The sequence below is a fragment of the Methanoculleus sediminis genome (assembly GCF_001017125.1).
Taxonomy (GTDB): Archaea; Halobacteriota; Methanomicrobia; order Methanomicrobiales; family Methanoculleaceae; genus Methanoculleus; species Methanoculleus sediminis.
Genome location: NZ_JXOJ01000002.1, coordinates 743,897 through 764,625 on the forward strand (window position 1 = coordinate 743,897; position 20,729 = coordinate 764,625).

Genomic DNA, 20,729 nt, shown 5'->3' on the forward strand with positions numbered 1-20,729 from the left:
TGCAGGGGAGAAAAAACAGGCTGGTTTCTCCCAAAAAAGTGGATCGTCCGGCCGGACGGCCGGGCCCGGGTAACTTCTTATCCTGCCGTGCAGGAAGGAGAGATGAGGTGAAACAGAGCATGAATGTCAGGAGACTTGCCGGAATCGCGGCCGCGCTCGTGCTCGCGGCATGCATCTGCGGCAGTGCCGCCGCACAGCAGGCGGGCATCGACGATATCGGGACCGTCGCCGCCGGAGAGACGGTCACCATCGGCGGGACGACGAACCTCGCCCCCGGCAACCGCCTGCTCGTCGAGGTGACGCCGATCGGGTTCGGGCCGGGGAACGCCTCGGTGCAGGGAGGGACGTCGGGGACGGCCGTCGTGGAGGAGGGGGGCGACACCGCGAACTCCTGGTCGTTTGACGTGGACACGACCGGGTTCGAGCCCGGGGAGTACAGCGTGACCGTGGAGTGGGTCGAGGGCGACGCCACCGCAAGCACCACCTTCACCGTCGTCGAGGCGGCGGCGGTGACCCCGACGCCGACGGTGACCCCGGCCGCCACCACGCCGTCGACGACGACGGTGACGACGACCCCCACGCCGACCGCGGCAGGACCCGCTCTCCCGACGGCGGCTGCCCTCGCGGCAGGGCTGGCCGGCTACCTGGTGCGGCGGCGGTAGGGGCCGAAGTAGGAGCACCGCAAGGTGCGAAGCCCGACTGGCCGAAGGGAATTACAGATAACCCTCTACCGTTCTTCGCGTCCTTCGCGGCTTCGCGTGAGATAACCAGGATGAGCACCGAAATGGCCTCGCGCGAAGAACGCGAAGCCGCGAAACCCGGTGTCCCAACGCGAACCCCTGCACTTCCCGCACACCTCACCGCCGGTCCACGATCCGCTTCGGGCGGCCGGGCGCCCGGTGGAGTTCGAGCCCGCCCGGCGGCGTGACGCTGCAGAGGATCTGCAGCGTTCCGTCCTCGTATGCCCCCGAAAGACCCGGAACCGACCGCAGGAGGGCGGCAAGGAACGTCTCTTCGATCTCGCCCGCATCGACGTTGGCGGGATCGAAGCACTCCACGCTCACCCGGAGAACGGTCTCCCCCGCCTCGTCGCCGCCGTAGACGAACGCTTCGTACTCCCCGTTCAGGCGGGCCATGTTTTCGGGCGCAAAGACCGCCGCCTCCACGTCCACGCGGTTGAGCGCGATATCCCCGATCCGGACCGTCTCCGCCTCGCGCCGGGGGGAGGCGATCCGCATGTGCGTCCGCCCGCAGTCGCACCGCTCCCGGGAGACGACCGAGCAGGTATCCTCCGTATCGTAGTTGATGAGGAGCGTCCCCGCCCGCTTGCCCGGAGCAAGGAGCGTCGTGTAGACCAGCCGCCCGGTCTCGCCGTCATGGACGAACCGGTTCATCCCGGGGTCGTAGAGGTCGAAGTGAACCAGATCCTCGGGGACGTGGAGACCTGCCTGGCGGGTGCACTCGCCGCACATCGTCCCTTCGGTGCTCCCGTAGGAGTTGTAGACCGGGCATCCCCAGACCTCCTCCAGGTAGCGCCTCGATTCCGGGGCGAAACTCTCGCCCCCGACGACCAGTCGTTTCACGCCCGCGTCCTGTGGCGGGTGGCCTTCCGCCTCCATCCTGCGGGCGAGCCGCAGAAACTTGAAGACGCTCCCGATCAGCGCCGTCGGGCGGTACTGTTCCAGCACCCTGACCGGGAAGGTGCACTTCCCCTCCGGGACGATCGCCATCCCGATGTCGCGGGCGGCGAGGGTCATGGTGTTCGCGCCGACGTTCATCCCGTAGGAAGCGCAGACCACCACCCGGTCGCCGGCCTCGAACCCCTGCGAGACAAAGAGCCGGGCGTACTTCTCCGCATACCGCTCCCAGTCCTCCCAGGTGAGGAAGAAACTCTTCGGGATACCGCTCGTCCCGGAGGTCTCGTTGACCGTGAAGACCGCCTCCCAGGGGACGCTCTTGAAGCAGAACTCCCGCTCGTGCGGGGGCTGGTATCGCCGGATCGTCGCCCCGGAGATGATGGGCAGATCGCGGAGGTCCTCGTGCTCCCGGATAGCCTCCGGGCGGATGTTGTGCCGCTCGAACCACCGGCGGTAGAAGGGCGAGTGCTCCACTGCATACCGGACGGTCAGGCGGATCCGCTCGTCGATCAGCGTGTCGAGATCCGATCGCGCAAGCGTCTCCACCGCCGGGTCATGATATCGGTTGCCTGTCATCCGGCCGGGATAGACGCAGGGGATAAAATAGGTGCCGGGGGATCAGAGCGCCCAGGCGGGAATGTCCAGGGGAACCCCGAGTGCCCAGAGGACGATCGTGTAGAGGCAGACCATCCAGAGCGCCACGCCGATGAGGTCGAGCGCCCATCCGGACCGGAGCAGGTCTCGTGCGGCGATGTAGCCGCTCCCGTAGGCGACGGCGTTCGGCGGGGTGGCGACCGGGAGCATGAACGCCATCGAGGCGCAGACCGCGGCGGTCATCATCAGGACGATCGGGTTTAACTCCATGCTGACGGCCGTGACCGCCATGATCGGCATCAGGACGGCAGCCATGGCCGTGTTCGAGGCGATCTCCGAGGCAAACGAGACCCCCAGCGCCACGATGAGGATCAGGAGGATGACCGGGAGGCCATGGATGAGCGTGAGCGACTCGACGATCGCCGCGGCAAGTCCGCTCGCGAGGAACCCGTTCGAGAGGGCGATACCGCCGCCGAAGAGGAGGAGGATGCCCCAGGGGATCTTCACCGCCCATTCCCACTCCATCGTGAAGATACCCTTCTTCATGTCGACCGGGAGGACGAAGAGGAGGAGCGCACCGAAGATCGCGATGGTGGAGTCCTTGATCCCGGGGAAGATCATATCGAGGCCGGGGATGACGAACCCGCCGATCTCTTTCGTCTGCGCAAAGACCCAGGCGAGGGCGGTCAGGGTAAAGACGATCAGCGTCCATCGCTCCCCGGCAGAGATCGAACCGAGTTTCTCGAGTTCCTCGCGGATGATCCCCCGGGCGCTCGGGAGGCTCGACCCCATCTGCCGATACGGGACTTCAATGAGCCAGAGCCAGGCAAGAACGAGGAATATGGCAGCGAACGGAACGCCGAACTTCATCCAGGTGAAGAAGTCGATGGTGGGTCCCTCGGGAAAGATCGTCGCGAGCTGGGAGATGAAGATCCCGTTCGGGGGCGTGCCGATGATCGTGGCGATCCCCCCGATGCTCGCGGCGTAGGGGATGGAGAGGATGAGGCAGCGGGCAAGTGCCTGCTCTTTCCCGTCGAGGTTCTCAAGGGCTTTGTCGGTCCCGGGAATGATCGTCAGGATGATCGCGACCGCGATCGGGATCATCATCATCGCTGTTGCGGTGTTCGAGATCCACATTGAGAGGAACGCAGTGGCGACCATGAACCCGAGCACCAGGCGGCGCGGACTTGTTCCCACGATCCGGATGATGTGCAACGCGATACGCCGGTGCAGGCCCCACCGCTGCATCGACATGGCAATGATGAACCCCCCGAGGAAGAGGAAGATCACCTCGTTGCCGTATGACTCCGCCACCTTCACCGGCGAGAGAACCCCGAGCACCGGGAAAAGAACCAGCGGAAGCAGTGCGGTCGCCTCGAGTGGGATGACGCCCGTGACCCAGAAGAGAACCATCAGGATGGTCACTGCCGCGACGGATTTGGCCTCGGGCGCAAGGACGGTGGGATCGATGGGGATCGCCAGAACCACGAAGAAGACGAGGATTGATGCGATGATAAAGGCGACCCTGCTCATTATCAGAAATGGGAGAAGAAATTATTTAAGTGTAAGGAATCGAATTCCAGCGCATTTAGAGGATTATACAGGAATTCGAACGATAAGAGAAATGCTTTGTCGCGACAGGGCTATCCGGACGCAGCCGGAACCGCTCCCGGCGGAGAGGAGCCGCCGCGCCACCGTACCAACCTATATCAGCAGAATCAGCATACGGGATACCATGGCACCGGAATGGATCCGCAGGCGAGGCCTCGTCATCCTCCTCGCCATCTGTATCATTGCCCTCTGTGTGGGGCAGGCCGGAGCCCGCGGCCCGACGATCCGCGATATCCAGCCTTACGACACGATCTTTATCCACGAAGAGGGGCTCGACCTCTCGCAACTGAGGAACGCGACCACGGATAACCCCGTCACGGAACTGCGGCGATACCAGGACGACAACCCCGACCGGGGAGTCGCGAGGAGCATCCCGGTCACCGACGACACGAACTTCGAGGTGCAGGAGTTTCTGGTGCGCGACGACTACGGGACATACTACGCCTTCAACCCCACGGACGGGGCGACGGCGCAGGTCATGATCCGCGAGCCGAGGCTCTTCCTCGACGTGGTCCTCGCGAACCCCCACCATAACGAGCCCCTGGAAGGGCTGACCGTCTCCCCGAACACCCGGATAGCCTTCAGGATATCCGCCCCCGACGTCGGGGCGTTCTACCAGGCCGGCGGGGTCCACCCGGCGACGATCGATATCGTGCTCACCACGCCGGGCGGCGCCGAGACCACCGTCGTCGGAGGACGTAACTTTGCGGGCCTGAACGTCAGTTCGACCCGGTTCTACACCGACGACCCCGGCTGGCCCGGCGCAGTCCGGCTCGGCGACCTCGGTGAGCCGGGGACCTACTCCGTCAGGGCCGTATGGAGGACGCCTTCGGGGTTCGACGCCAACGCTCCCGACTCCGAGCGGGTGACGTTCACGGTAGCAAACCGCATCGGGGTGGATACGACCGCGACGCCGACACCCACCGCAACCGTGACGGCCACGCCGACGGCAACCCCCATGCCGACGACCGTGCCCACGACCGTGCCCACGACCGAACCGACGGCAACGGAGACGGCAACACCGGTCACAACCGCCACGACGGAGACGACAACACCGACACCGACCGCTACGCCGCTCCCGGCCGCCCTGGCCGTAGCAGCGGCCGGGTTCGCCCTGGCGCTCGCCGCCAGGCGGCGGTAAAAAAATCAGCAGAACCGGCAGCCGCTACCGCAGGCCGCGTCCCTGATCCTGCGGAGGGCGGCAGCCGCCCACCTTGCGACACCCGGATCGGCGTCCTCGAGCGCCTGCACGAGCGCCGGGATAGCTCCCGCATCCCCGATCATCCCCAGGGTGTAGGCCGCCCACATCCTGAGGCGGGGATCGGGATCGTCGAGCGCACAAAGAAGCGGCGGAAGCGCAGCCGGACCGAGGGCGGCGAGTTCCGCCGCCGCTGCCAACCGATCTGCGGTCTCACCGCCGCGAAGAGTCCGGATCAGCGCCCCGGGACCCGCCGTCACGGAGACGTTCTCTCCTCTTTCTCCCCGTCACCCGAGGCCAGGATCTCGTCCAATCCCACGTAGATCGGGAAGACCTCATGGACACCCGCCATCAGGAAGACCTTGTAAACGTCGGGCTGAACCGCGCAGAGTGCCATCTCTCCGTCCACCCGCCTTAGATCACGGAACTTGCCGAGCAGCACCCTTAGACCGCTGCTGCTCATGTAGGCGGCCTTCTCCAGGTTCACGAGCACCCGTTTTCCGCCCCGCGCCAGCACTCCGGTGATTGCCGTATCCAGGCTTTCTGCCGATTCCGCATCGATTCTGCCGTCAACGGATACGACTGCCGTATCGTCTCGCTCACTGACCGTTACGTCCATGGTTGTTTTTCGGTGCGGGAGGAGAAAAATCGTCCGTTTCTCAACGGGGCGCATGCAGCGCTTGCGCAACGCTTCCGCTTTTCTTGAAAAAAAGGTCAGTGAGTCTGCCGGTAGTAATCCCACGCGTCGATAACGGTTCCGTTTGCAAAGATACAGACACCGTACTCGCTGCCGTCGGCGTTCTTCCGGATCTCGTAGGTGTGGCCCTGCTCGATGCACCAGACCGCAGCCGGGTTCGCGATGCCGGCGTTTCCGCCGCATGCGGCGGAGACCCACGGGACGTCAATGATCTCGATAAGGGTTCCCCACTGCTGGATGGTCGCGGTATCCCGGGCTATCTCCCCGACGAAGGCAAGGCGCATCCCGTCGACGCGGTAGGTCTCGTCGAGATCGAGAGGGAGATAACGTTCGCCGCCGTCGGCGACGATCCCGTAGAAACCGCCCTCAAGATCGACATACGTGACGGTCCCGGTCTTTGCGACGTAGGTCGCATTTCCTGCCGCATCGACGGCGAGTACCTCGACCGGCGTGCCCCACTGCTGGATGGTCACGGTGTTCTCCTTGATCCGGGCGACGAACGTCACGTTCGTGCCGTCGGCCTGCCAGGTCTCGTTCAGGTTGAGCGGGAGGTAGTGCCTGCCGTCGTCGGCGACGAAGCCGAAAAAGCCGCCCTCGAGGTCGATGTAGGTGACCGTGGCGTTCCCGGAGACGAGCAGGACGCCTTCAATCACTTCGATCGACCGGATCTCGACCGGGGTTCCCCACATCTGGATTCCCGCGCCATCGTCCTGCACGTCGGCGCTGAACTGCACTAAAAGACCGTCCTGCCGGTACTCCGCCGGGAGGTTTCCGGGCAGGAATTTCCTGCCGTCGTCGGTGACGAGGCCGTAGAACCCGCCCTCGAGATCGATGTAGGTGACCGTGGCGTTCGCCGCGACCGTCCGGCGGGTGTCGCCCGCCGCGATCTCGACTATCTCGACCGGCGTGCCCCACTGCTGGATGGTTGCCGTCTCGCTCGCGGGTTCGACGACGAACGCGACACGGAGGCCGTCCTGCCGGCATTCAGTCGGGAGGTCGGTGGGGAGGTAGCGCTCGCCGTCATCGGCGACGATCCCGTAGAACCCGCCTTCGAGATCGACGAACGTGATCGTGCCGTTCCCGGAGATGCGATCGGCCGGCTCGTCCTCTCCTCCGGCAGCCATGCACCCGCATGCAACGACAGCCCCGAAGAGAACGAGGAAGATAACCAGGTAGTTCGGATTGGATCCCGTCATAGGCTTCAACAGAAATACATTACCCGGTCAGAGGTAAGTAGGTTTCCTTAACTACGAACAAATTCGGACTTATTTGACAGGAAGGCCATGTATCGGGTGGAAAAAAGATCGAAAAAGAGCGTCAGCGCCCCCCGACACCGCCGCCCCCAAAGCCGCCCCCGCCGCCGAACGACCCGCCGCCGCCGAACCCGCCGCTGCCGCCGCTCGACGGCGGGGAGTAGAGGACGATCGGGGCAAAGATCACCGGCATGTTCGAGTAGAGCGGCACCCCGACGTCCGGGAGGTTGATATGCAGGTTCTTCATCGCTTCCTCAACCTTATCGCCGAGGCCGAGCGCCGTCCCGTAGACCAGCCACTCACCCCACATCGAGAGGTCGGCAGGAGAGTACTGCCGGATCAGCGCGAGATCCGAGAGGAAGTAAGCGAACGCGTCCCACTCGAGTTTCTCCCGGTAGTGGTCGCCTTTCCAGAACCCAAACAGCGTCGAGGGGAAGAGGGCCGCGACCCCGACCTGGACCGCGGCGATGAAGGAGAGGACGCCGGCCGGAATCAGGAGATAGGCCGCTCCCGGCGCGAGGATGAACGCAAGAATGGATAGCCCGCACGGGATGGCACCGAGGAAGACGAGTGGAAGGATCATCGTCCGCCCGTCCTTGATGTACCGGTGGGCGAGCGAGGTGTCCACGTCCCGGGTCAGGCCGGCAAGCGACTGCTGGTACTGCACGATCCGGTGCTGGTATCCGGGGCTCCGCCGGGCGGTCCGGGCAAACTCCTCGAGCTCGGCGGTGTCCACGACGTGATCGTCGGCGATGTTTCCAAGGAAATTGAGCACCCGCCGTTCGTAGGGGTCGGTCGACTCCCCCGAGACGATCCGGACCGTGACGCCTTTGCCGTCCGGCTTTTCGGCCACCACGATCTTCTTCTGCCGGTGCAGGTCGAGGAGCGTCGCGTAGAACCCGTTCTCGTCGTAATCAAGCGCGTCGCCCTTGAAGAGGAGGTTCACCTGCCAGGGCTTGAGCGCGGTGTTCGGTGTGAAACTCAGGTACTCCGGCACCGTGAACGGTTTTTCCCTGCCGTAGCGAAGGTAGACGCCGAGAAGGATGAACGGGATCGCGAGGACGAGAACGGTCGCAAGGCCATAGAGGACGCTCGCCGCCGCATAGAGGATCGGAGGCCAGCGATTGGCGTCGGCCGCCTGCTGCCGCACGTCCGGGACATACTCCGGGAACCCGCCGACCTCGTCCATGAACGTGGGGTCGAGGATCATCTCGACATTCAGCGCGTCGTCCTGCGGGGCGGTCCCCGTGACGACGACGGACTCCGCCGTCCGCTCGATCTCAAGGGTCGGGGGATGCGTGTAGACCTCCTCGATCTGCCCGGCGAACGGCAGCGTAACCCGGAGATTGCGGAAGGGGACGTGCTCGTCCACGAGTTTCAGGTTCAGGTGCGCCCATTCCTCGTCGTACTCGATCGGCGGCCGGACGATGTAGCGGTACTCCACCGTATAGGTGCCCGGGGCAAAGTAGCCGGGGTTGTAGAGGCCCACCTCGTTATCGTATGCAAGATTTCGTATCGCCGCGACATCCGAAGGGGTCGCGCTCCCGGCGGCCGGGCGCACCTCACCCCAGTCATTTTTGACGTAGCCGATGGTTCCGGGCGGGACGGTCATCCCGACAAACTCGATATGCGGCCGACCGATTGCGGAGAATGTGAGCGGAGCGTCCCAGTAGCGGTAGAGCATCCGGTACTCGCCTGCGGCGCGGACGTCGTAGGTGTAGCGCTCGATCAGGGTTCCGTTCTGGTAAAAGACTGCGTCATACTGCTCGACGTCCAGGTTTCCCCGGAAGAGGGCAGGGAGCGCGTTCGCTCCGACGACCGCCAGCACCCCGACAACCAGGGTGAAGGCGACAAGGGTGAGTATCTGCTGCCGCTCAGTTATCCGCATGGTCTATCAGAACGCTATCGTCGGGACCCGCTCGATCTCCTCGCCGAACTCCAGGTATTCGAGCTTCTTAAAACCCATGACGCCGGCGATCAGGTTCGAAGGAACCGTGTCGGTCATGGTGTTGTACTGCTGCGCAATGTTGTTGTAAGTGTAGCGGTGCCGGGCGATCTCGTCCTCGACACCCTGGACCGCGCCCATCAGGTTCTGCACCGTCTGGGAGGTCTTGAGATCGGGGTAGTTCTCCGCGACCGCGAGCAGCCGCCCGAGAACCGAGCGCGATTCGCGCTCGAGTTCGTTCAGGTCGCCCGGGCCGGCGCTGCCGATGCGCGCCCGCATCTCGGTCACCCCGGTCAGGGTCTCCTTCTCGAAGGCCGCGTAGCTCTTCACCGCGCCGAGGAGCTGCTCGATCATGTCCAGCCGCTTCTTCATCGCGACCTTCACCTGCCCGACCGTCGCTTCGGCGGAGTTTTTGAGGGAGAAGAACCGGTTGTAGATGCCGACTGCTGCCGCCGCGACGCCGATGACGACCAGCACCACGACGGCGATAAGGACAAGGGAGATGATGTCCAACGTTGTCACCATTACTCTATGTGCCCCGCGGCGTATTTAAGGAGTGACCCTCGAAGTCGCACGGAGAAACCGGGAAAAACACGATGTGGGAGGAAACTGGGGGTTCCGCGCTACGAGCGCTTTTTCACGGAAAAACCGGCTACTCCGCAAGCTCCTCGCCGGAACTCACCATCGCCACCACGTTGCCGTCCGCGTCCCGTAGAAGGGCGTTGTGCCAGAGTATCGGCCGTTCCTGCCCGTCCCGCGTGACGACCGGACTCTCCTCGAACGGCGGAGGCTCGACGCCGCAGGCCACGAGACGGTTGAAGTTCTGCGCGAGTCGGTCGCGCAGCCGCCCGGGCACGACCGTCTCAAACCAGTTCTTCCCTGCAAGATCTCCCTCGGGGTATCCCAGGATCTCGCTCGCCTTCCGGTTGACGAGGTCGATGGTGCCGTCCGCCCCGATCACCGCGATCATCACGCCCGCCGCCTCAAGGTAGCCCTGCGCCCGGTCGCGCTCGGCGATCAGGAGAACCTCCGCGGCGGCGCGATCGGTGACGTCCTCGGCGAACCCGAGCATGTACTTCAGCATGCCCCTTGAACTGAAGATCGGGATCTTCTTCATGGAGATGGTTCGCCCGCCCGGGGTCCGGATCTCCTTCTCAAGGGCGGCCGCCCGCTCCACGAGTTCCCGGTCGCCGTCGGCGAAGAAGGCCGCCATCTCCGGCGGGAAGATCTCCGCGGCCCGTTTTCCCGCCATCTCCTCCTGCGTCATCCCGAGGAACGTCTCGGCGGCCTTGTTCGAGAAGACGAACGTGTTCTCTTCCACTTCCCGAACAAAGACCATGCTCGGGATGTTGTTGACCACGGAGTAGAGGAACGACTTCCACTGGGCCACCCGTTTTGCGGCACGCGCCCGTTCGGTGACGTCGCGGCAGACCATCCGGTAGCCGGTGAAGTCACCGATCACGTCGTAGACCGGCGTCCCGCTCGCCTCGAGAACGACGGGGCTCCCGTCCCGGTGGAGCATCGTCCATTCGAAGAGAACCCGCGGTCTCGGTTCTGCTAAAAGAGAGGAAAACTGCTCCCTGACCGGTTCTGCCTTCTCCGGGGGCATGAAGTCGCAGGGGGTCTTTCGAAGCATCTCCTCGGGTGCGTAACCGAGAATCTCCCGGCTTTTGGGGCTGACGTAGGTGAACACGCAGGCTTCGTCGACGTTCAGGATCAGGTCGCTGATATTCTCGACGAGGCTTCTAAAGAGGAGCTCGCTCTCGCGCAGGGCCTCTTCCGCCCGCCGCCCCTCGGTAATGTCCTCGAGGATGATGGTGACCCCCGGCGCCCCGTCGTTGAAGACGGTGGGGAGGAACTTGATCCTGAAGAAGAGTTCCTCGTCCTGCCGCAGGAACCGAAGTTCTTCGGTGACCTCGCGGCCGTTCAGGGCGTCGGTGATCCGGCTCCGTATCAGCGGGTGGTCGAACGCGGCGAGCGGCGACGTCTCGATGGAGTTCCCGATGATATCGTCTCGCTCCCTCCCCACAAACGAACAGACAGCGTCGTTTGCCTGGACGATCCGGCGATCCCGGTCGAGCACCAGCACGAGATCCGACGAGAAGTTGAGCATGGCGGCGATGGGGACCCTCTGCGAGAGGTAGAAGACCTTGGCCTTCCCGTAGGTCTCCATCTCCACCTGGCCCGATACCAGGAGGACGTCGAGGTACCGGGAGACGGTGTTCCGGTTGATCCCGACGGCTGCGGCAAGATCGGAGACCGACATGCCGCGCGGATGCTCTTTCAGGGCCCGGAGCAGGAGAGAGAGTGCGTCGGTAGTGGGATCCATGTGCAAACAGTGTTTCGTGCCGGGAGATATAGGGTTTTGCAGTGCTGCATGCTATGACGCTACACACAACGCCACACCACAATGCAAGGCAATGACCGAAAACGATATATGCCACCCGGATCAACTCATGATCCCCAGAGTCGAGAGACGGGGAATCTCTCCGACAACCCGGACCGCACAGGCACGGCGGGCCGGGCCGGCGCAGAAACGGCTGGGACCGGTGAACACAACATTCACCACGCTGACTGCATCAACGTCACGATGCACCGGAAGAGACCCGGTGTACACAGGCACACCTCTCTAAACACTCATACCGGCACGGTGGACGCGGCGCCGGGGCGGGCGGCACAACCGCCCCGGAACCCGCCGCAGACACCGCATGGTTATCACACACCCTACAATACCTCTTTTTTTGCTCTCTCCCTCTAGGACGTCCGAAAACAGAGAGCAACATCTATCTTCCATCAGAACAAAAATTCATGAAATGAGCGGGCACTTCGAGATCACCGAGAAAAAAGCCGGCACCGTCGATATCATCACGGTGAAAGGGCGGCTGGACGCAGGCTCTTCGGAGACGGCACAGGAGCGGATCAACAGGGTGCTCGACGCCGGAGGGAGGAACCTCCTCGTCAACCTCTGCGACCTCGACTATATCAGCAGTTCCGGGCTCCGGGTGCTGCTTGCCACGCTGAAGCGGCTGAAGGCCGACGGCGGGACGTTCCGGATCGCCTGCGCACAGCCGCAGATCCTCGAAGTCTTCACCATGGCGGGATTCCACCGGATCTTTTCGCTCTCTCCCGACGAGGCAACTGCGCTTGCCGGATTTCCGGCGGGACCCTGAGCGGCACCACGGGCGGTAGACCGGCATGGCGTTCTCCGGCTTCGGCGACATGTTCTTCGTGCTCCTGCAGATGATCTGCGTCATCATCGTGGTCGCCTACCTGATCACGCGGACGAAGTCGTTTACGCAGGTGCTCGACGGCATATTCTCCTGGAAGGGGCAGGCGACCCTCGTCCTCCTCTTTGGGGCGCTCTCCATCTACGGCACCGAGAGCGGGATCACCATCCTCGGTGCCACGGCAAACGTCCGCGACCTCGGCCCGATGGTCGGCGGGCTCGCCTGCGGCCCGGTGGTGGGACTCGGCGCCGGGCTGATCGGCGCGGCGTACCGCTTCTCCCTCGGGGGGTTCACCGCCGTCCCGTGCGCGACCGCGACCATCCTCGCGGGGCTCTTCGGGGGGCTGATCTTCCTCCTTGCCGGGCGTAAATTCATCGGGATGCACGGCGCAGTCCTCTTCGCCGTCTGTATGGAGGCATTCCACATGGGGATCACCCTCCTCCTCTGCCGGCCGTTCGATCAGGCGCTCGGGGTCGTCGAGGGGGTGGCCGTCCCGATGATCATCGCCAACGCCACCGGTGTCTTCATCTTCGCGTTCATCATCGGGAACCTGGTCGCCGAGCGGCAGACGAAGGAGGAGCGGGATACCTTCCTCTCTGAACTCGAACGCAAGAAGGCCGAACTGAAGATCGCGCACGACATCCAGATGAGTTTCCTCCCCGAACGGCTGCCGGAAGTTCCGGGCTTCGAACTCGCCGCCCTCTCGCTCCCGGCAAAGGAGGTCGGCGGGGACTTCTACGACGCCATCCCCCTTCCCGGCGGCCGGACGGCGCTCGTCATAGCCGACGTCTCGGGAAAAGGCGTCCCGGCAGCGCTTTTCATGGCGCTCTCGCGGACGGTGTTGCGGGCGAACTCGCTGGTTCCCCGGAGCGCCCGCGACGCCGTCGGCGAGGCCAACATGCTGATAGCCGAGGACGCGAAGTCCGGGATGTTCGTCACCCTCTTCTACGCGGTCGCCGACCCGGCGAACAAGACGATCACCTACGTCAACGCGGGGCACAACCCGCCGCTCCTCTTCCGGGCGGGCGGCGGGCGGCCCACGGGGCTGAAAGGAACCGGGATCATCCTCGGGGTCATGCCGGAGGCCGAGTACGGCGAGGAGACGATCCATCTTGCGAGCGGGGACCTCGTCCTCTTCTACACCGACGGCGTCACCGAGGCGATCAACCCCGGCGAGGAGCAGTTCGGGGAGGCGCGGCTGATCGAGACCGTCGCGGGCTCCCTTGACCGGCCTCCGGCCGAGATCGTCGAGAGGATCCGCGACGCGGTTATGGCGTTCTCGGGCGACGAGCCGCAGTTCGACGACCTGACCCTCATGATTCTCCGGGTGGTCTGATGGCGGAACTCACCGTGCGGGCGGAACTCCCGGCGCTCGCGGCGATCGCCGACTTCCTCGCGGAGACGCTCGCCGGGTGCGGCGACGAACTCGTCTTTGCAATCCAGCTCGCCGTCGACGAGGCCTGCAGCAACACCATCCTCTACGGATACCCCGGCGGGGAGGCCGGGACGATCACGATCGCCTGCACGGTGGACGACGACACCGTCCGCGTGACGATCACCGACAACGGCGTTCCCTTCGACCCGCTCACCGCCCCGGTGCCGTCTCTCGACGTTCCCGCGGAAGAGCGGCCGATCGGGGGGCTCGGCGTCCACTTCATCCGGACGGTGACGGACAGTGTGACCTATGCCCGCGAAGGTGAGAGGAACGTCCTCTCGATGGAGAAGAAGCGGCCGGCGTCACCCTGACGCCGGAAGCGGCGACCCGAGCGCACGGGGGAGGTCTTCTTTTCTCGTGACCACCCTGGCGGACTCTTCGAGCATCAGGTTGACCCGCTCGTGGTGGCCGACGACCCGGAAGTCGGTGCGGAGCGCGACGACCTTCTTGCCAAGAGCATGCGCGTACCCCATCTCCCACGAGGTTCCCGAATCGGCGTCCGCGCCGTCGATGACGGCGACGACGGTATCGACGTCGCGGAGCGCCGCGGTGTGCTGCGCAAAGATGTCCCGGTGCTCCTCCCGGCACCGGGTGTGGCTCGTGTCTCCCACCTCCTGGGGGAGGTAGACGTCGAAGAGGTGCGCTTCGAGGAGTTCCCGGAGCGCGAGGTTGTAGGTCTGCTCCGCCTCCGAGAAGAGCGGGGCGGCGAGGTAGACCCGGTAGCGGGCGAACTCCTTCACGTCGATCGCCGGGATCTCCAGGAACCGGGCGAGAAACGCTCCGCGCCCGGGCTGTTTCTCCGACGAGTAGTAGGTGGCGTTCACCCCGCAGGTCGGGGAGGAATCCACCCCGACGATGGCGAGCGGCGGCTCCCCGCGATCCCGTATCACGGCACGGATCTCCGCCTCGAGCCGGTCGAGGAGGGCGGCAAACTCGTCGGTCGCGAGCCGCTCTACGAACGAGCCCGGGGAGCGGTCGGCGCCGAGGTAGATCGTCTCCGGGCAGGGGAGCGGGACCATCTCGATCGAGAAGCGCCGGCACCGCTCCATCGCCCGACGGAAATAGCGCAGGTCCTCATCGGTCGTTATCCCGCGGGCGCGGCGCGCAGGATTCTGTATGCAGGGAGCGACGAGCACGTACATTGATAGTACCTGGACGGCGTACCATAACAAGACAGATGATACCGCTCTACGCCTACCGGGACGACACCTGCGACCCCCGGAAATGCACGGTGAAGAAACTCGCCCGGCGCGGGCTTGCCCGGATCGTCACGAGCATCGCGAAGATCCCCCGCTCGACCCTCCTCCTCGACCCGACGGCGGAGAGAGCGGTCTCCCCCGCCGACCGGGACCTCCCCTCGATAACGGCGCTCGACTGCTCCTGGGAGGTGCTCGATACCGGGGCCGTCGCCTCCTGGCGCAACCGCCGGGCGCTCCCCTTCCTCGTAGCCGCAAACCCGGTGAACTTCGGCCGGCCGTTCCGGCTCACCTCGGTGGAGGCGATGGCCGCAACCCTCTACATCCTCGGCGGGAAGGAGCAGGCCAGAGAGATCCTCGCCCCGTTCGGGTGGGGGCTCCGGTTCCTCGAGGTGAACGCCGACCCCCTCGAGGACTACTCGCGGGCAAAGGACAGTGCCGAGGTCGTCGCTCTCCAGGCGCTGTACATGTAGCCGGAACCCCGGCATCCCCGGGGTCGGCACGTATTTATTCCGGGAGCCTCCATTCCGCGTCCGAGGAACAGGAGGTTACCGGACCATGGATACCGAACGAGAGAGGGCGCTCCTTGCCGCGGCCCATGCCGTGACGTTCAAGCCCGACTACATGACCGTCGACAAGCTGGAGGCGGCGACCCGCGGCCACGGGGCGCTCGTGATTCCTGCGTTTGCCGCGGCGAACTCGCTTGCGGAGGACATCTTCTGCAGCATCGGCGCGCCCGAAATGAGTCTGATGAACATGACGGTGGTCGATGCTTCGGCCCCCCACCTGCCGCTCGATACGATCATCGGGAAGGCGGTGGGTGAAGCGAAGCGGGGCGGGGCGGAACCGGCGAACGCAGCCCTGATCGTCGCGACGCTCGCCTACTTCTCGGGAAGCTGCGCCCGAGCCGGCGTGCCGCTCGGAAACCGGAAACTCGGCGCCATCGCCCGGATGCATGCCGGCGGCGACCGGACGAGTGCCATCGCTTTGACGACGAACAAGTTCACCCACCGCATCCCGGCGTTCCCCGCCTACCTCGCGATCTACGAGGCGCTGATGGATAAGAAACTGACCCGGCTCGACGGCGCGGTTCTGCCGCCCTTCGTTGCCGGCGGCGGCGTCATGGGTCACGCGGCGCTCGGCGAGGACTACAACATCCCCGAACTCGCGAGAAACGCCGCAAAGGTCGGGACCGAGGCGTTGATGCGGAGCATGGAGGGCGCCGGGACGACACCCTACCCCCTCTGGCCGGCCCTGATCGCGGCGGCGGTGACGATGGAACTCGTCCACCCGGACGCCCTCCTCGGGGAGGAGTTCGGGAAGTTCGGGCAGGTCGACTCCGCCTACCTCGCCGGGAAAGGGGCCGTCGAGGCGGCGAAACTGCCCGAGAAACTTCACATGCGGGGGACCGGGGAGGAGTACGACACCGTCCGGGTCGTCGGCGACTTCGGGCTGATCTTGAAGGACGTCGGCGGGCCGTCGGTGATCGGGTCGATGGTGACGAACGAGCTCTTCGCCGGGTTCCAGGAGTCCGCCATGATCGGGGCGGGGTTCTCCGGCGGGCCGGTGAACGTCCCGCTCGGCCACCTCGCCGGCGACATCCTGCCGGCGCTCCGGCTGCTGCTTGCAAACGGCGGCGACGTCGAGGCGACCGCAACGGCGATCCGGGACTACAAGATGCAGTCGTTCATCGACCCCGAACTCGCCCTCTGCGGCCTGAACACCATCGTCCGGAAGGCCGAGGTCGTGAACCGGGGTTCGGTGACGGAGGCCTGCATCCGGGCGAGCGAACCGGTGCGTGACCGGGCGATCTACCGGCGGGCGGCGAAGGTCTACGAGATGCTCAAGGCAGGTAACTCCCTTGAAGAGGCGGCCGGGGCCCTCGACGACGAGCGGAGAGCCCTCGTCGAGCGGCGGGGCTCCGCGGCACTCTCGGGGTTCACGGGGAAAGAGATCAGGTTCCGCTTCACGGAGATAGGTCCCCACGCACGGAGAACGGACGGGTTCACCGCGAAGTTCTGGGGGTTCGACCCGAAGGTCTCCTACGACATCGCCATCGACGGGAGGGACTACCATATCGAGAACCTCACCGCCCGGGTGGTCCCGGAGTACGCGCTTGAGGGGAAGGGGCGGGACGACCCCGATATGGGCACCGCCGTCTTCGTCGGCGCTGTCCTTACCCAGGAGATGCAGTATATCGGGCACACCATCATCAACATGGTCGTGCCGGCCGCGGTCGCCGCCGCCCTCGGAACCGGGCCTGCGGAAGCGGCGAAGAAGGCCGCAAAAGGCGCATACCTGACGAACGCCATCGCCGGCGGCCGGGAGGCGGCTGAAAAGGTCGCGGAACTTGCGCAGACGGTGTATGCAAGCCTCGGCAAACCGCTCGAAGGGGTGGAGTGAGGAGCCCGGCGGGAAAGTATGAAGGTCCTCGTCATCGACCCGGCATGCGCGGGGATAGCGGGGGATATGCTCCTTGCGTCCCTCGTCGACCTCATCGGTGAGCCCCGCGCACTCGATCCGCTTGCGGACGCGATCCTGGCTCTCGATCTCTGCCGGGAGTTCACCTACGAGGCAAAGACCGTGGATGCGGGCGGGATCACAGCGACCCGCCTCGCGATCGAGATCGCGGAACGAGGCGCGACTGACGCGGGCGATCTCCTGGAAGCAGCTGCCGCGGCCGCTGGTGCTGCAGGCCTGTCGCCGGGCGCACGCTCCCGGGCGCTTGCGGTCATCGGCGACCTCGCCGCCGCCGGGGCGCACCTCCACCGGGCGGGATTCTCGCGGCATGCGATCGCTTCGGTGGACACTATCTTCGACGTTGTCGGGACGATGCTGCTCCTCGACCGGGCGGGGTTCTTCGAGGGAACGATCGTCGCGACACCGCCGGCGCTCGGCAGCGGAACCATCCCGATAGGGTACGGCGAGATCCCGGGACCCGCGCCGGCGACGCTCGAGATCCTCGCCCGGCACCGGTTCCCGTTCGCCTCCGCGCCCGTCGACGTCGAGCTGACCACGCCGACGGGAGCGGCCCTGCTCGCCAACCTTGCAGAACGCGCGGTAACTCCCTACCCGGCCATGGCTCCCGTCCGGGTCGGCTACGGCACCGGCACCCGGGAGGTTCCGGGACGGCCCGACCTGCTCCGGGTGGTGGAGGGGGAACGCCTCCCCTCGGGCGAGGACCGGTTCGTCATCCTCGAGACGAACCTCGACGACATCCCCGGCGAGGTGATCGGCTACACGGTCGAGCGCCTCTTCGCCGAGGGGGCGGTAGACGTCTTCGTCACCCCGGCGTTCGGGAAGAAGAACCGGCCGGTCAACGTCGTATCGGTGATGGCCGCTACAGGAGAGGAAGACCACCTGATCCGGGTTCTCATGGAAGAGACCGGGACGCTCGGGGTGCGGGTGTATGAGTTTCGGAAGGTGGTGGCCGTCCGGGAGAAGGAGACGGTGCCGGTCAGCCTCGGCGGCAGGGTGTACCCCGTCCGGGTGAAGACCTCGACCATGGACGGCCGTCTTATCGCAGAAAAACCCGAATACGAAGACCTCTCCGCGATTGCACGGGAACAGGGCATCCCCCTTCGGTTCGTGGACGAGGAGGTCAGGCTACGCATATCGGAATGGAAAAGAGCGCGCACCGATGCTCAAGGGGGTGCAGGGGGTGGATGCCCACCCGACCGCCCAAACGCGGCAAATACCGCACGCGACGAGTGAGTGCGAGCACTTCCCACCGGGACGTGCCCCACTCGCGTCTACAGTTCTCTCATGTCACCGGGGTAATAGTTCCCCAAGATATTAGATGATGCATGCGATATTTATACAATTCTATTTCATATCGCCGATCAAACACTGTTTTCGACCCAATTTGCCGAACAACTTTCAAAAGGCCGGGTATTCCCCCGTACGATTATTGCGTCCCGGCTCCTGAATTGAAAAAAACGATAAATTGGCGCCGTAAAGAGAAGACAGTCGTTTCTTGCCGTCAGACAGATGGCTTCCCCCCGAAACGGCGCGCCATGGCCCTCGCGTCTTCGAGCATGGCGTGATCGGTGTTGAAGGAGATATACACCCGTTCCGGGCCGATGCCGGTGATTCGATCCCGGATGGCGGTGAGTTCACCCTTCGTATAGTCGTGCCGGTACCAGGCATCCCGCCCGTGCAGCCGAAGGTGCTCCGCGGACCGTCAAGAACTCCAGAAAACCCTCTTTTCCAAAGCAATCCCGCAAAAATCCAGCATATTTAATAATACCCCGGAATAACTTCGATTATGCGAATAACTACATTTATTGCCGCCCTTCTCGTCGCCGTCGCGGTGCTCGGGGCAGGCTGCACGGAAGAGAACCAGCCCTCTTTAGGTGAGGGCGGGGAGGGGGTTCTTCAGGAGGCCGTCGCCGGGATAAACGACGAACTGGAGGGCGTCAGAGCCTCGGCCCGCGAGAGTGCCCGGGTACTCGGCGAGGACGGGCTCACGAGCGCCGCCGGGAAAGAGGCGGTGCGGCAGGCGATGCTGAACCACCCCTATACGGAATCGACCCTGGTGGTGATGAAAGACGGCATCGTGGTCATGGCCGTACCCGAGAACTACGCCGGCGCGGTAGAGAGCGATATCTCGTCCCACCCGGAGACCGGGCGGGCGGTCCGGGAGCAGGTGCCGCTCGTGAGCGAGGTCTTCCCTCTTGAAGAGGGATACGCCGGAATTGCCCAGAGTTATCCGGTCTTCGGGAAGGGTGGGGAGTACCTCGGGTTCGTGAGTCTCGCGTACCGCCCCGACGCCCTCATCGGCCGGGCGGTCGCGCCCCTGACAAACGGCACCCCGTACGATATCTGGGTGGCGCAGACCGACGGTCGCGTGATCTACGATACGACGCCCGAAGAGATCGGAAAGAACCTCTTCTCCGACCCCGCATACCAGTCCCCGGCACTCCAGAAGGCGTTCTCCCGTATCGTTGCCGAGCCCTCCGGGTCGCTCGAGTACTCGTTCTGGAACCGGAACTGGGAGCGGAACGTGACGAAAGAAGCAGTATGGGACACCGCCGGCATCGACAGTGCGGAGTGGCGCGTCGTCGTCACGCGGGGCCTGGATGCGGGAGAAGTGCCGGCCGCAGCCGGCGAGAGGCCGCCTGCGGCGGATGCCGCAGACGAGATGAAGGCTTTTGTTGCCGAGGCGGCCCTCTATGCACGTGAGCACGGGCGCACCGACGCCATTTCCGCGTTCAACGACCCGGACGGCGAGTTCGTCAGAGAGGAGCTCTACATCTTCGCCTACGATACGAACGGCACCGTCCTTGCACTTCCCTTCCAGCAGGGGTTCGTCGGCACGAACCGCAGCGAGGTGCACGACTCGAGCGGTGTGGCCTATATCTCCGGCATGAGCAGGATTGCGGCGGAAGGTGGCGGCAGCATCTACTACATCTACCCGAACCCGGCGAGGGGGTATGCCGAAGAGCTCAAACTCGGCTACGTCCTCCCCGTGGACGAGACCTGGTTCGTCGGCTCGGGGATCTACATCCCCGGGGTCGGAACCGAATTCGACACAGAGGTCAGGGAGACGCTCGTGGAGCGGGTGAAGGCTGCGCGGGACTTTGCGCAGGAGCATGGAAGAGAGGCGGCGTGTACCGCATTTAACAATCTCTCCGATGACTTTGCCGACGGCGGGGCGTATATCTTTGCCTATAGAACGGACGGGACGACGCTCGCCCTCCCTTACCAGCCGGAGTACATCGGGAAAAACCGCTTCGACCTCGTAGACCGCTACGGCGTCAGGGTGATCCTCCTCGAGAGCGCCGCTGCAGAGAGCGGGGGCGGGTTCGTATACATCACCTACTATAACCCGGACACCGGGCTTGACGAACTCAAACTCTGCTATGTCGCTCCGGTCGACGAAGGGTGGTTCGTAGGATCCGGCGTATACGCCGATGCGTAACCAGTGCCTTCCT

General features: G+C 64.8%; 19 protein-coding genes. 9 read left to right on the top strand and 10 right to left on the bottom strand.

The window, feature by feature from the left end:
• The first annotated feature begins 107 nt into the window (after positions 1-107).
• Positions 108-662 (top strand): hypothetical protein, encoded by a 555-nt coding sequence (locus SZ63_RS12400; protein WP_052959075.1) that lies wholly within the window; start codon positions 108-110, stop codon positions 660-662.
• Positions 663-857: 195 nt separating this feature from the next.
• On the opposite strand, the gene ftsA is transcribed toward SZ63_RS12400, so the two are convergent.
• Both ftsA and SZ63_RS06510 read right to left on the bottom strand, forming a co-directional pair.
• Complete coding sequence (ftsA, locus tag SZ63_RS06505; protein ID WP_048182869.1) at positions 858-2,213, bottom strand: coenzyme F390 synthetase; 1,356 nt, start codon at positions 2,211-2,213, stop codon at positions 858-860.
• A gap of 42 nt (positions 2,214-2,255) precedes the next feature.
• Entirely contained in the window at positions 2,256-3,764 is a 1,509-nt protein-coding gene (locus SZ63_RS06510; protein WP_048182870.1) for an SLC13 family permease, read from the bottom strand.
• A 202-nt stretch (positions 3,765-3,966) separates the two neighbouring features.
• Between SZ63_RS06510 and SZ63_RS06515 the strand changes: the two genes are divergently transcribed.
• On the top strand, positions 3,967-4,983 hold the full coding sequence (locus tag SZ63_RS06515; protein WP_048182873.1) for a DUF3821 domain-containing protein: 1,017 nt from the start codon (positions 3,967-3,969) through the stop codon (positions 4,981-4,983).
• 5 nt (positions 4,984-4,988) lie between these two features.
• Here SZ63_RS06515 and SZ63_RS06520 read toward each other — a convergent pair whose 3' ends face one another.
• The 6 genes from SZ63_RS06520 to SZ63_RS06545 form a co-directional block, all read right to left on the bottom strand.
• Positions 4,989-5,300, bottom strand: a complete 312-nt coding sequence (locus SZ63_RS06520) for a HEAT repeat domain-containing protein (RefSeq protein WP_048182875.1) — start codon at positions 5,298-5,300, stop codon at positions 4,989-4,991.
• Positions 5,297-5,659: an STAS domain-containing protein gene (locus tag SZ63_RS06525; RefSeq protein ID WP_048183771.1), complete on the bottom strand. Its 363-nt coding sequence runs from the start codon at positions 5,657-5,659 to the stop codon at positions 5,297-5,299. The genes SZ63_RS06520 and SZ63_RS06525 overlap by 4 nt, the downstream gene beginning before the upstream one ends.
• Before the next feature lie 95 nt (positions 5,660-5,754).
• Complete coding sequence (locus SZ63_RS06530; protein ID WP_048182877.1) at positions 5,755-6,933, bottom strand: putative hemolysin; 1,179 nt, start codon at positions 6,931-6,933, stop codon at positions 5,755-5,757.
• Between the two features lie 121 nt (positions 6,934-7,054).
• The gene (locus SZ63_RS06535; RefSeq protein WP_048182880.1) at positions 7,055-8,878 is read right to left on the bottom strand and encodes a DUF2207 domain-containing protein; all 1,824 of its coding nucleotides are present in this window, start codon (positions 8,876-8,878) and stop codon (positions 7,055-7,057) included.
• A 6-nt stretch (positions 8,879-8,884) separates the two neighbouring features.
• Positions 8,885-9,460: a LemA family protein gene (locus SZ63_RS06540; protein ID WP_048182882.1), complete on the bottom strand. Its 576-nt coding sequence runs from the start codon at positions 9,458-9,460 to the stop codon at positions 8,885-8,887.
• A 127-nt stretch (positions 9,461-9,587) separates the two neighbouring features.
• Positions 9,588-11,264, bottom strand: a complete 1,677-nt coding sequence (locus tag SZ63_RS06545; protein WP_048182886.1) for a PAS domain S-box protein — start codon at positions 11,262-11,264, stop codon at positions 9,588-9,590.
• Positions 11,265-11,748: 484 nt separating this feature from the next.
• Between SZ63_RS06545 and SZ63_RS06550 the strand changes: the two genes are divergently transcribed.
• The 3 genes from SZ63_RS06550 to SZ63_RS06560 are packed head-to-tail and all read left to right on the top strand — an operon-like array spanning position 11,749 to position 13,908.
• Entirely contained in the window at positions 11,749-12,105 is a 357-nt protein-coding gene (locus SZ63_RS06550; protein ID WP_048182890.1) for an STAS domain-containing protein, read from the top strand.
• Between the two features lie 25 nt (positions 12,106-12,130).
• Positions 12,131-13,498, top strand: coding sequence for a PP2C family protein-serine/threonine phosphatase (locus tag SZ63_RS06555; protein ID WP_082122676.1), 1,368 nt, complete (start codon positions 12,131-12,133; stop codon positions 13,496-13,498).
• On the top strand, positions 13,498-13,908 hold the full coding sequence (locus SZ63_RS06560; RefSeq protein WP_048182891.1) for an ATP-binding protein: 411 nt from the start codon (positions 13,498-13,500) through the stop codon (positions 13,906-13,908). Before SZ63_RS06555 ends, SZ63_RS06560 begins: the two co-directional genes overlap by 1 nt.
• Here SZ63_RS06560 and SZ63_RS06565 read toward each other — a convergent pair.
• A complete protein-coding gene (locus SZ63_RS06565) occupies positions 13,900-14,739 on the bottom strand; it encodes a nucleoside 2-deoxyribosyltransferase (protein ID WP_048182894.1) in 840 nt (279 codons plus the stop codon). The genes SZ63_RS06560 and SZ63_RS06565 overlap by 9 nt on opposite strands.
• 35 nt (positions 14,740-14,774) lie before the next feature.
• Here SZ63_RS06565 and SZ63_RS06570 point away from each other — a divergent pair, with 35 nt between their 5' ends.
• The 3 genes from SZ63_RS06570 (at position 14,775) to larC (ending at position 18,507) form a co-directional block, all read left to right on the top strand.
• Positions 14,775-15,266, top strand: coding sequence for a DUF367 family protein (locus SZ63_RS06570; RefSeq protein WP_048182897.1), 492 nt, complete (start codon positions 14,775-14,777; stop codon positions 15,264-15,266).
• An 85-nt stretch (positions 15,267-15,351) separates the two neighbouring features.
• Positions 15,352-17,196, top strand: a complete 1,845-nt coding sequence (locus SZ63_RS06575; protein WP_048182900.1) for a hypothetical protein — start codon at positions 15,352-15,354, stop codon at positions 17,194-17,196.
• A gap of 18 nt (positions 17,197-17,214) precedes the next feature.
• The gene (larC, locus tag SZ63_RS06580; RefSeq protein WP_052959077.1) at positions 17,215-18,507 is read left to right on the top strand and encodes a nickel pincer cofactor biosynthesis protein LarC; all 1,293 of its coding nucleotides are present in this window, start codon (positions 17,215-17,217) and stop codon (positions 18,505-18,507) included.
• Between the two features lie 268 nt (positions 18,508-18,775).
• Here larC and SZ63_RS12665 read toward each other — a convergent pair whose 3' ends face one another.
• A complete protein-coding gene (locus SZ63_RS12665; RefSeq protein WP_156168425.1) occupies positions 18,776-18,955 on the bottom strand; it encodes a DUF72 domain-containing protein in 180 nt (59 codons plus the stop codon).
• Between the two features lie 105 nt (positions 18,956-19,060).
• On the opposite strand from SZ63_RS12665, the gene SZ63_RS06585 reads away from it, so the two are divergent.
• Positions 19,061-20,716 carry a cache domain-containing protein gene (locus SZ63_RS06585; protein ID WP_048182903.1) on the top strand — a complete coding sequence of 552 codons (1,656 nt, stop codon included), beginning with the start codon at positions 19,061-19,063 and terminating at the stop codon, positions 20,714-20,716.
• Positions 20,717-20,729: the final 13 nt, after the last annotated feature.

What these genes read in the sequence shown, in the direction of transcription:
- ftsA (WP_048182869.1), bottom strand. Translation starts at nt 2,213, where the DNA reads ATGACAGGCAACCGATATCATGACCCGGCGGTGGAGACGCTTGCGCGA.
- SZ63_RS06510 (WP_048182870.1), bottom strand. Translation starts at nt 3,764, where the DNA reads ATGAGCAGGGTCGCCTTTATCATCGCATCAATCCTCGTCTTCTTCGTG.
- SZ63_RS06515 (WP_048182873.1), top strand. Translation starts at nt 3,967, where the DNA reads ATGGCACCGGAATGGATCCGCAGGCGAGGCCTCGTCATCCTCCTCGCC.
- SZ63_RS06525 (WP_048183771.1), bottom strand. Translation starts at nt 5,659, where the DNA reads ATGGACGTAACGGTCAGTGAGCGAGACGATACGGCAGTCGTATCCGTT.
- SZ63_RS06530 (WP_048182877.1), bottom strand. Translation starts at nt 6,933, where the DNA reads ATGACGGGATCCAATCCGAACTACCTGGTTATCTTCCTCGTTCTCTTC.
- SZ63_RS06535 (WP_048182880.1), bottom strand. Translation starts at nt 8,878, where the DNA reads ATGCGGATAACTGAGCGGCAGCAGATACTCACCCTTGTCGCCTTCACC.
- SZ63_RS06540 (WP_048182882.1), bottom strand. Translation starts at nt 9,460, where the DNA reads ATGGTGACAACGTTGGACATCATCTCCCTTGTCCTTATCGCCGTCGTG.
- SZ63_RS06545 (WP_048182886.1), bottom strand. Translation starts at nt 11,264, where the DNA reads ATGGATCCCACTACCGACGCACTCTCTCTCCTGCTCCGGGCCCTGAAA.
- SZ63_RS06550 (WP_048182890.1), top strand. Translation starts at nt 11,749, where the DNA reads ATGAGCGGGCACTTCGAGATCACCGAGAAAAAAGCCGGCACCGTCGAT.
- SZ63_RS06555 (WP_082122676.1), top strand. Translation starts at nt 12,131, where the DNA reads ATGGCGTTCTCCGGCTTCGGCGACATGTTCTTCGTGCTCCTGCAGATG.
- SZ63_RS06560 (WP_048182891.1), top strand. Translation starts at nt 13,498, where the DNA reads ATGGCGGAACTCACCGTGCGGGCGGAACTCCCGGCGCTCGCGGCGATC.
- SZ63_RS06565 (WP_048182894.1), bottom strand. Translation starts at nt 14,739, where the DNA reads ATGTACGTGCTCGTCGCTCCCTGCATACAGAATCCTGCGCGCCGCGCC.
- SZ63_RS06570 (WP_048182897.1), top strand. Translation starts at nt 14,775, where the DNA reads ATGATACCGCTCTACGCCTACCGGGACGACACCTGCGACCCCCGGAAA.
- SZ63_RS06575 (WP_048182900.1), top strand. Translation starts at nt 15,352, where the DNA reads ATGGATACCGAACGAGAGAGGGCGCTCCTTGCCGCGGCCCATGCCGTG.
- larC (WP_052959077.1), top strand. Translation starts at nt 17,215, where the DNA reads ATGAAGGTCCTCGTCATCGACCCGGCATGCGCGGGGATAGCGGGGGAT.
- SZ63_RS06585 (WP_048182903.1), top strand. Translation starts at nt 19,061, where the DNA reads ATGCGAATAACTACATTTATTGCCGCCCTTCTCGTCGCCGTCGCGGTG.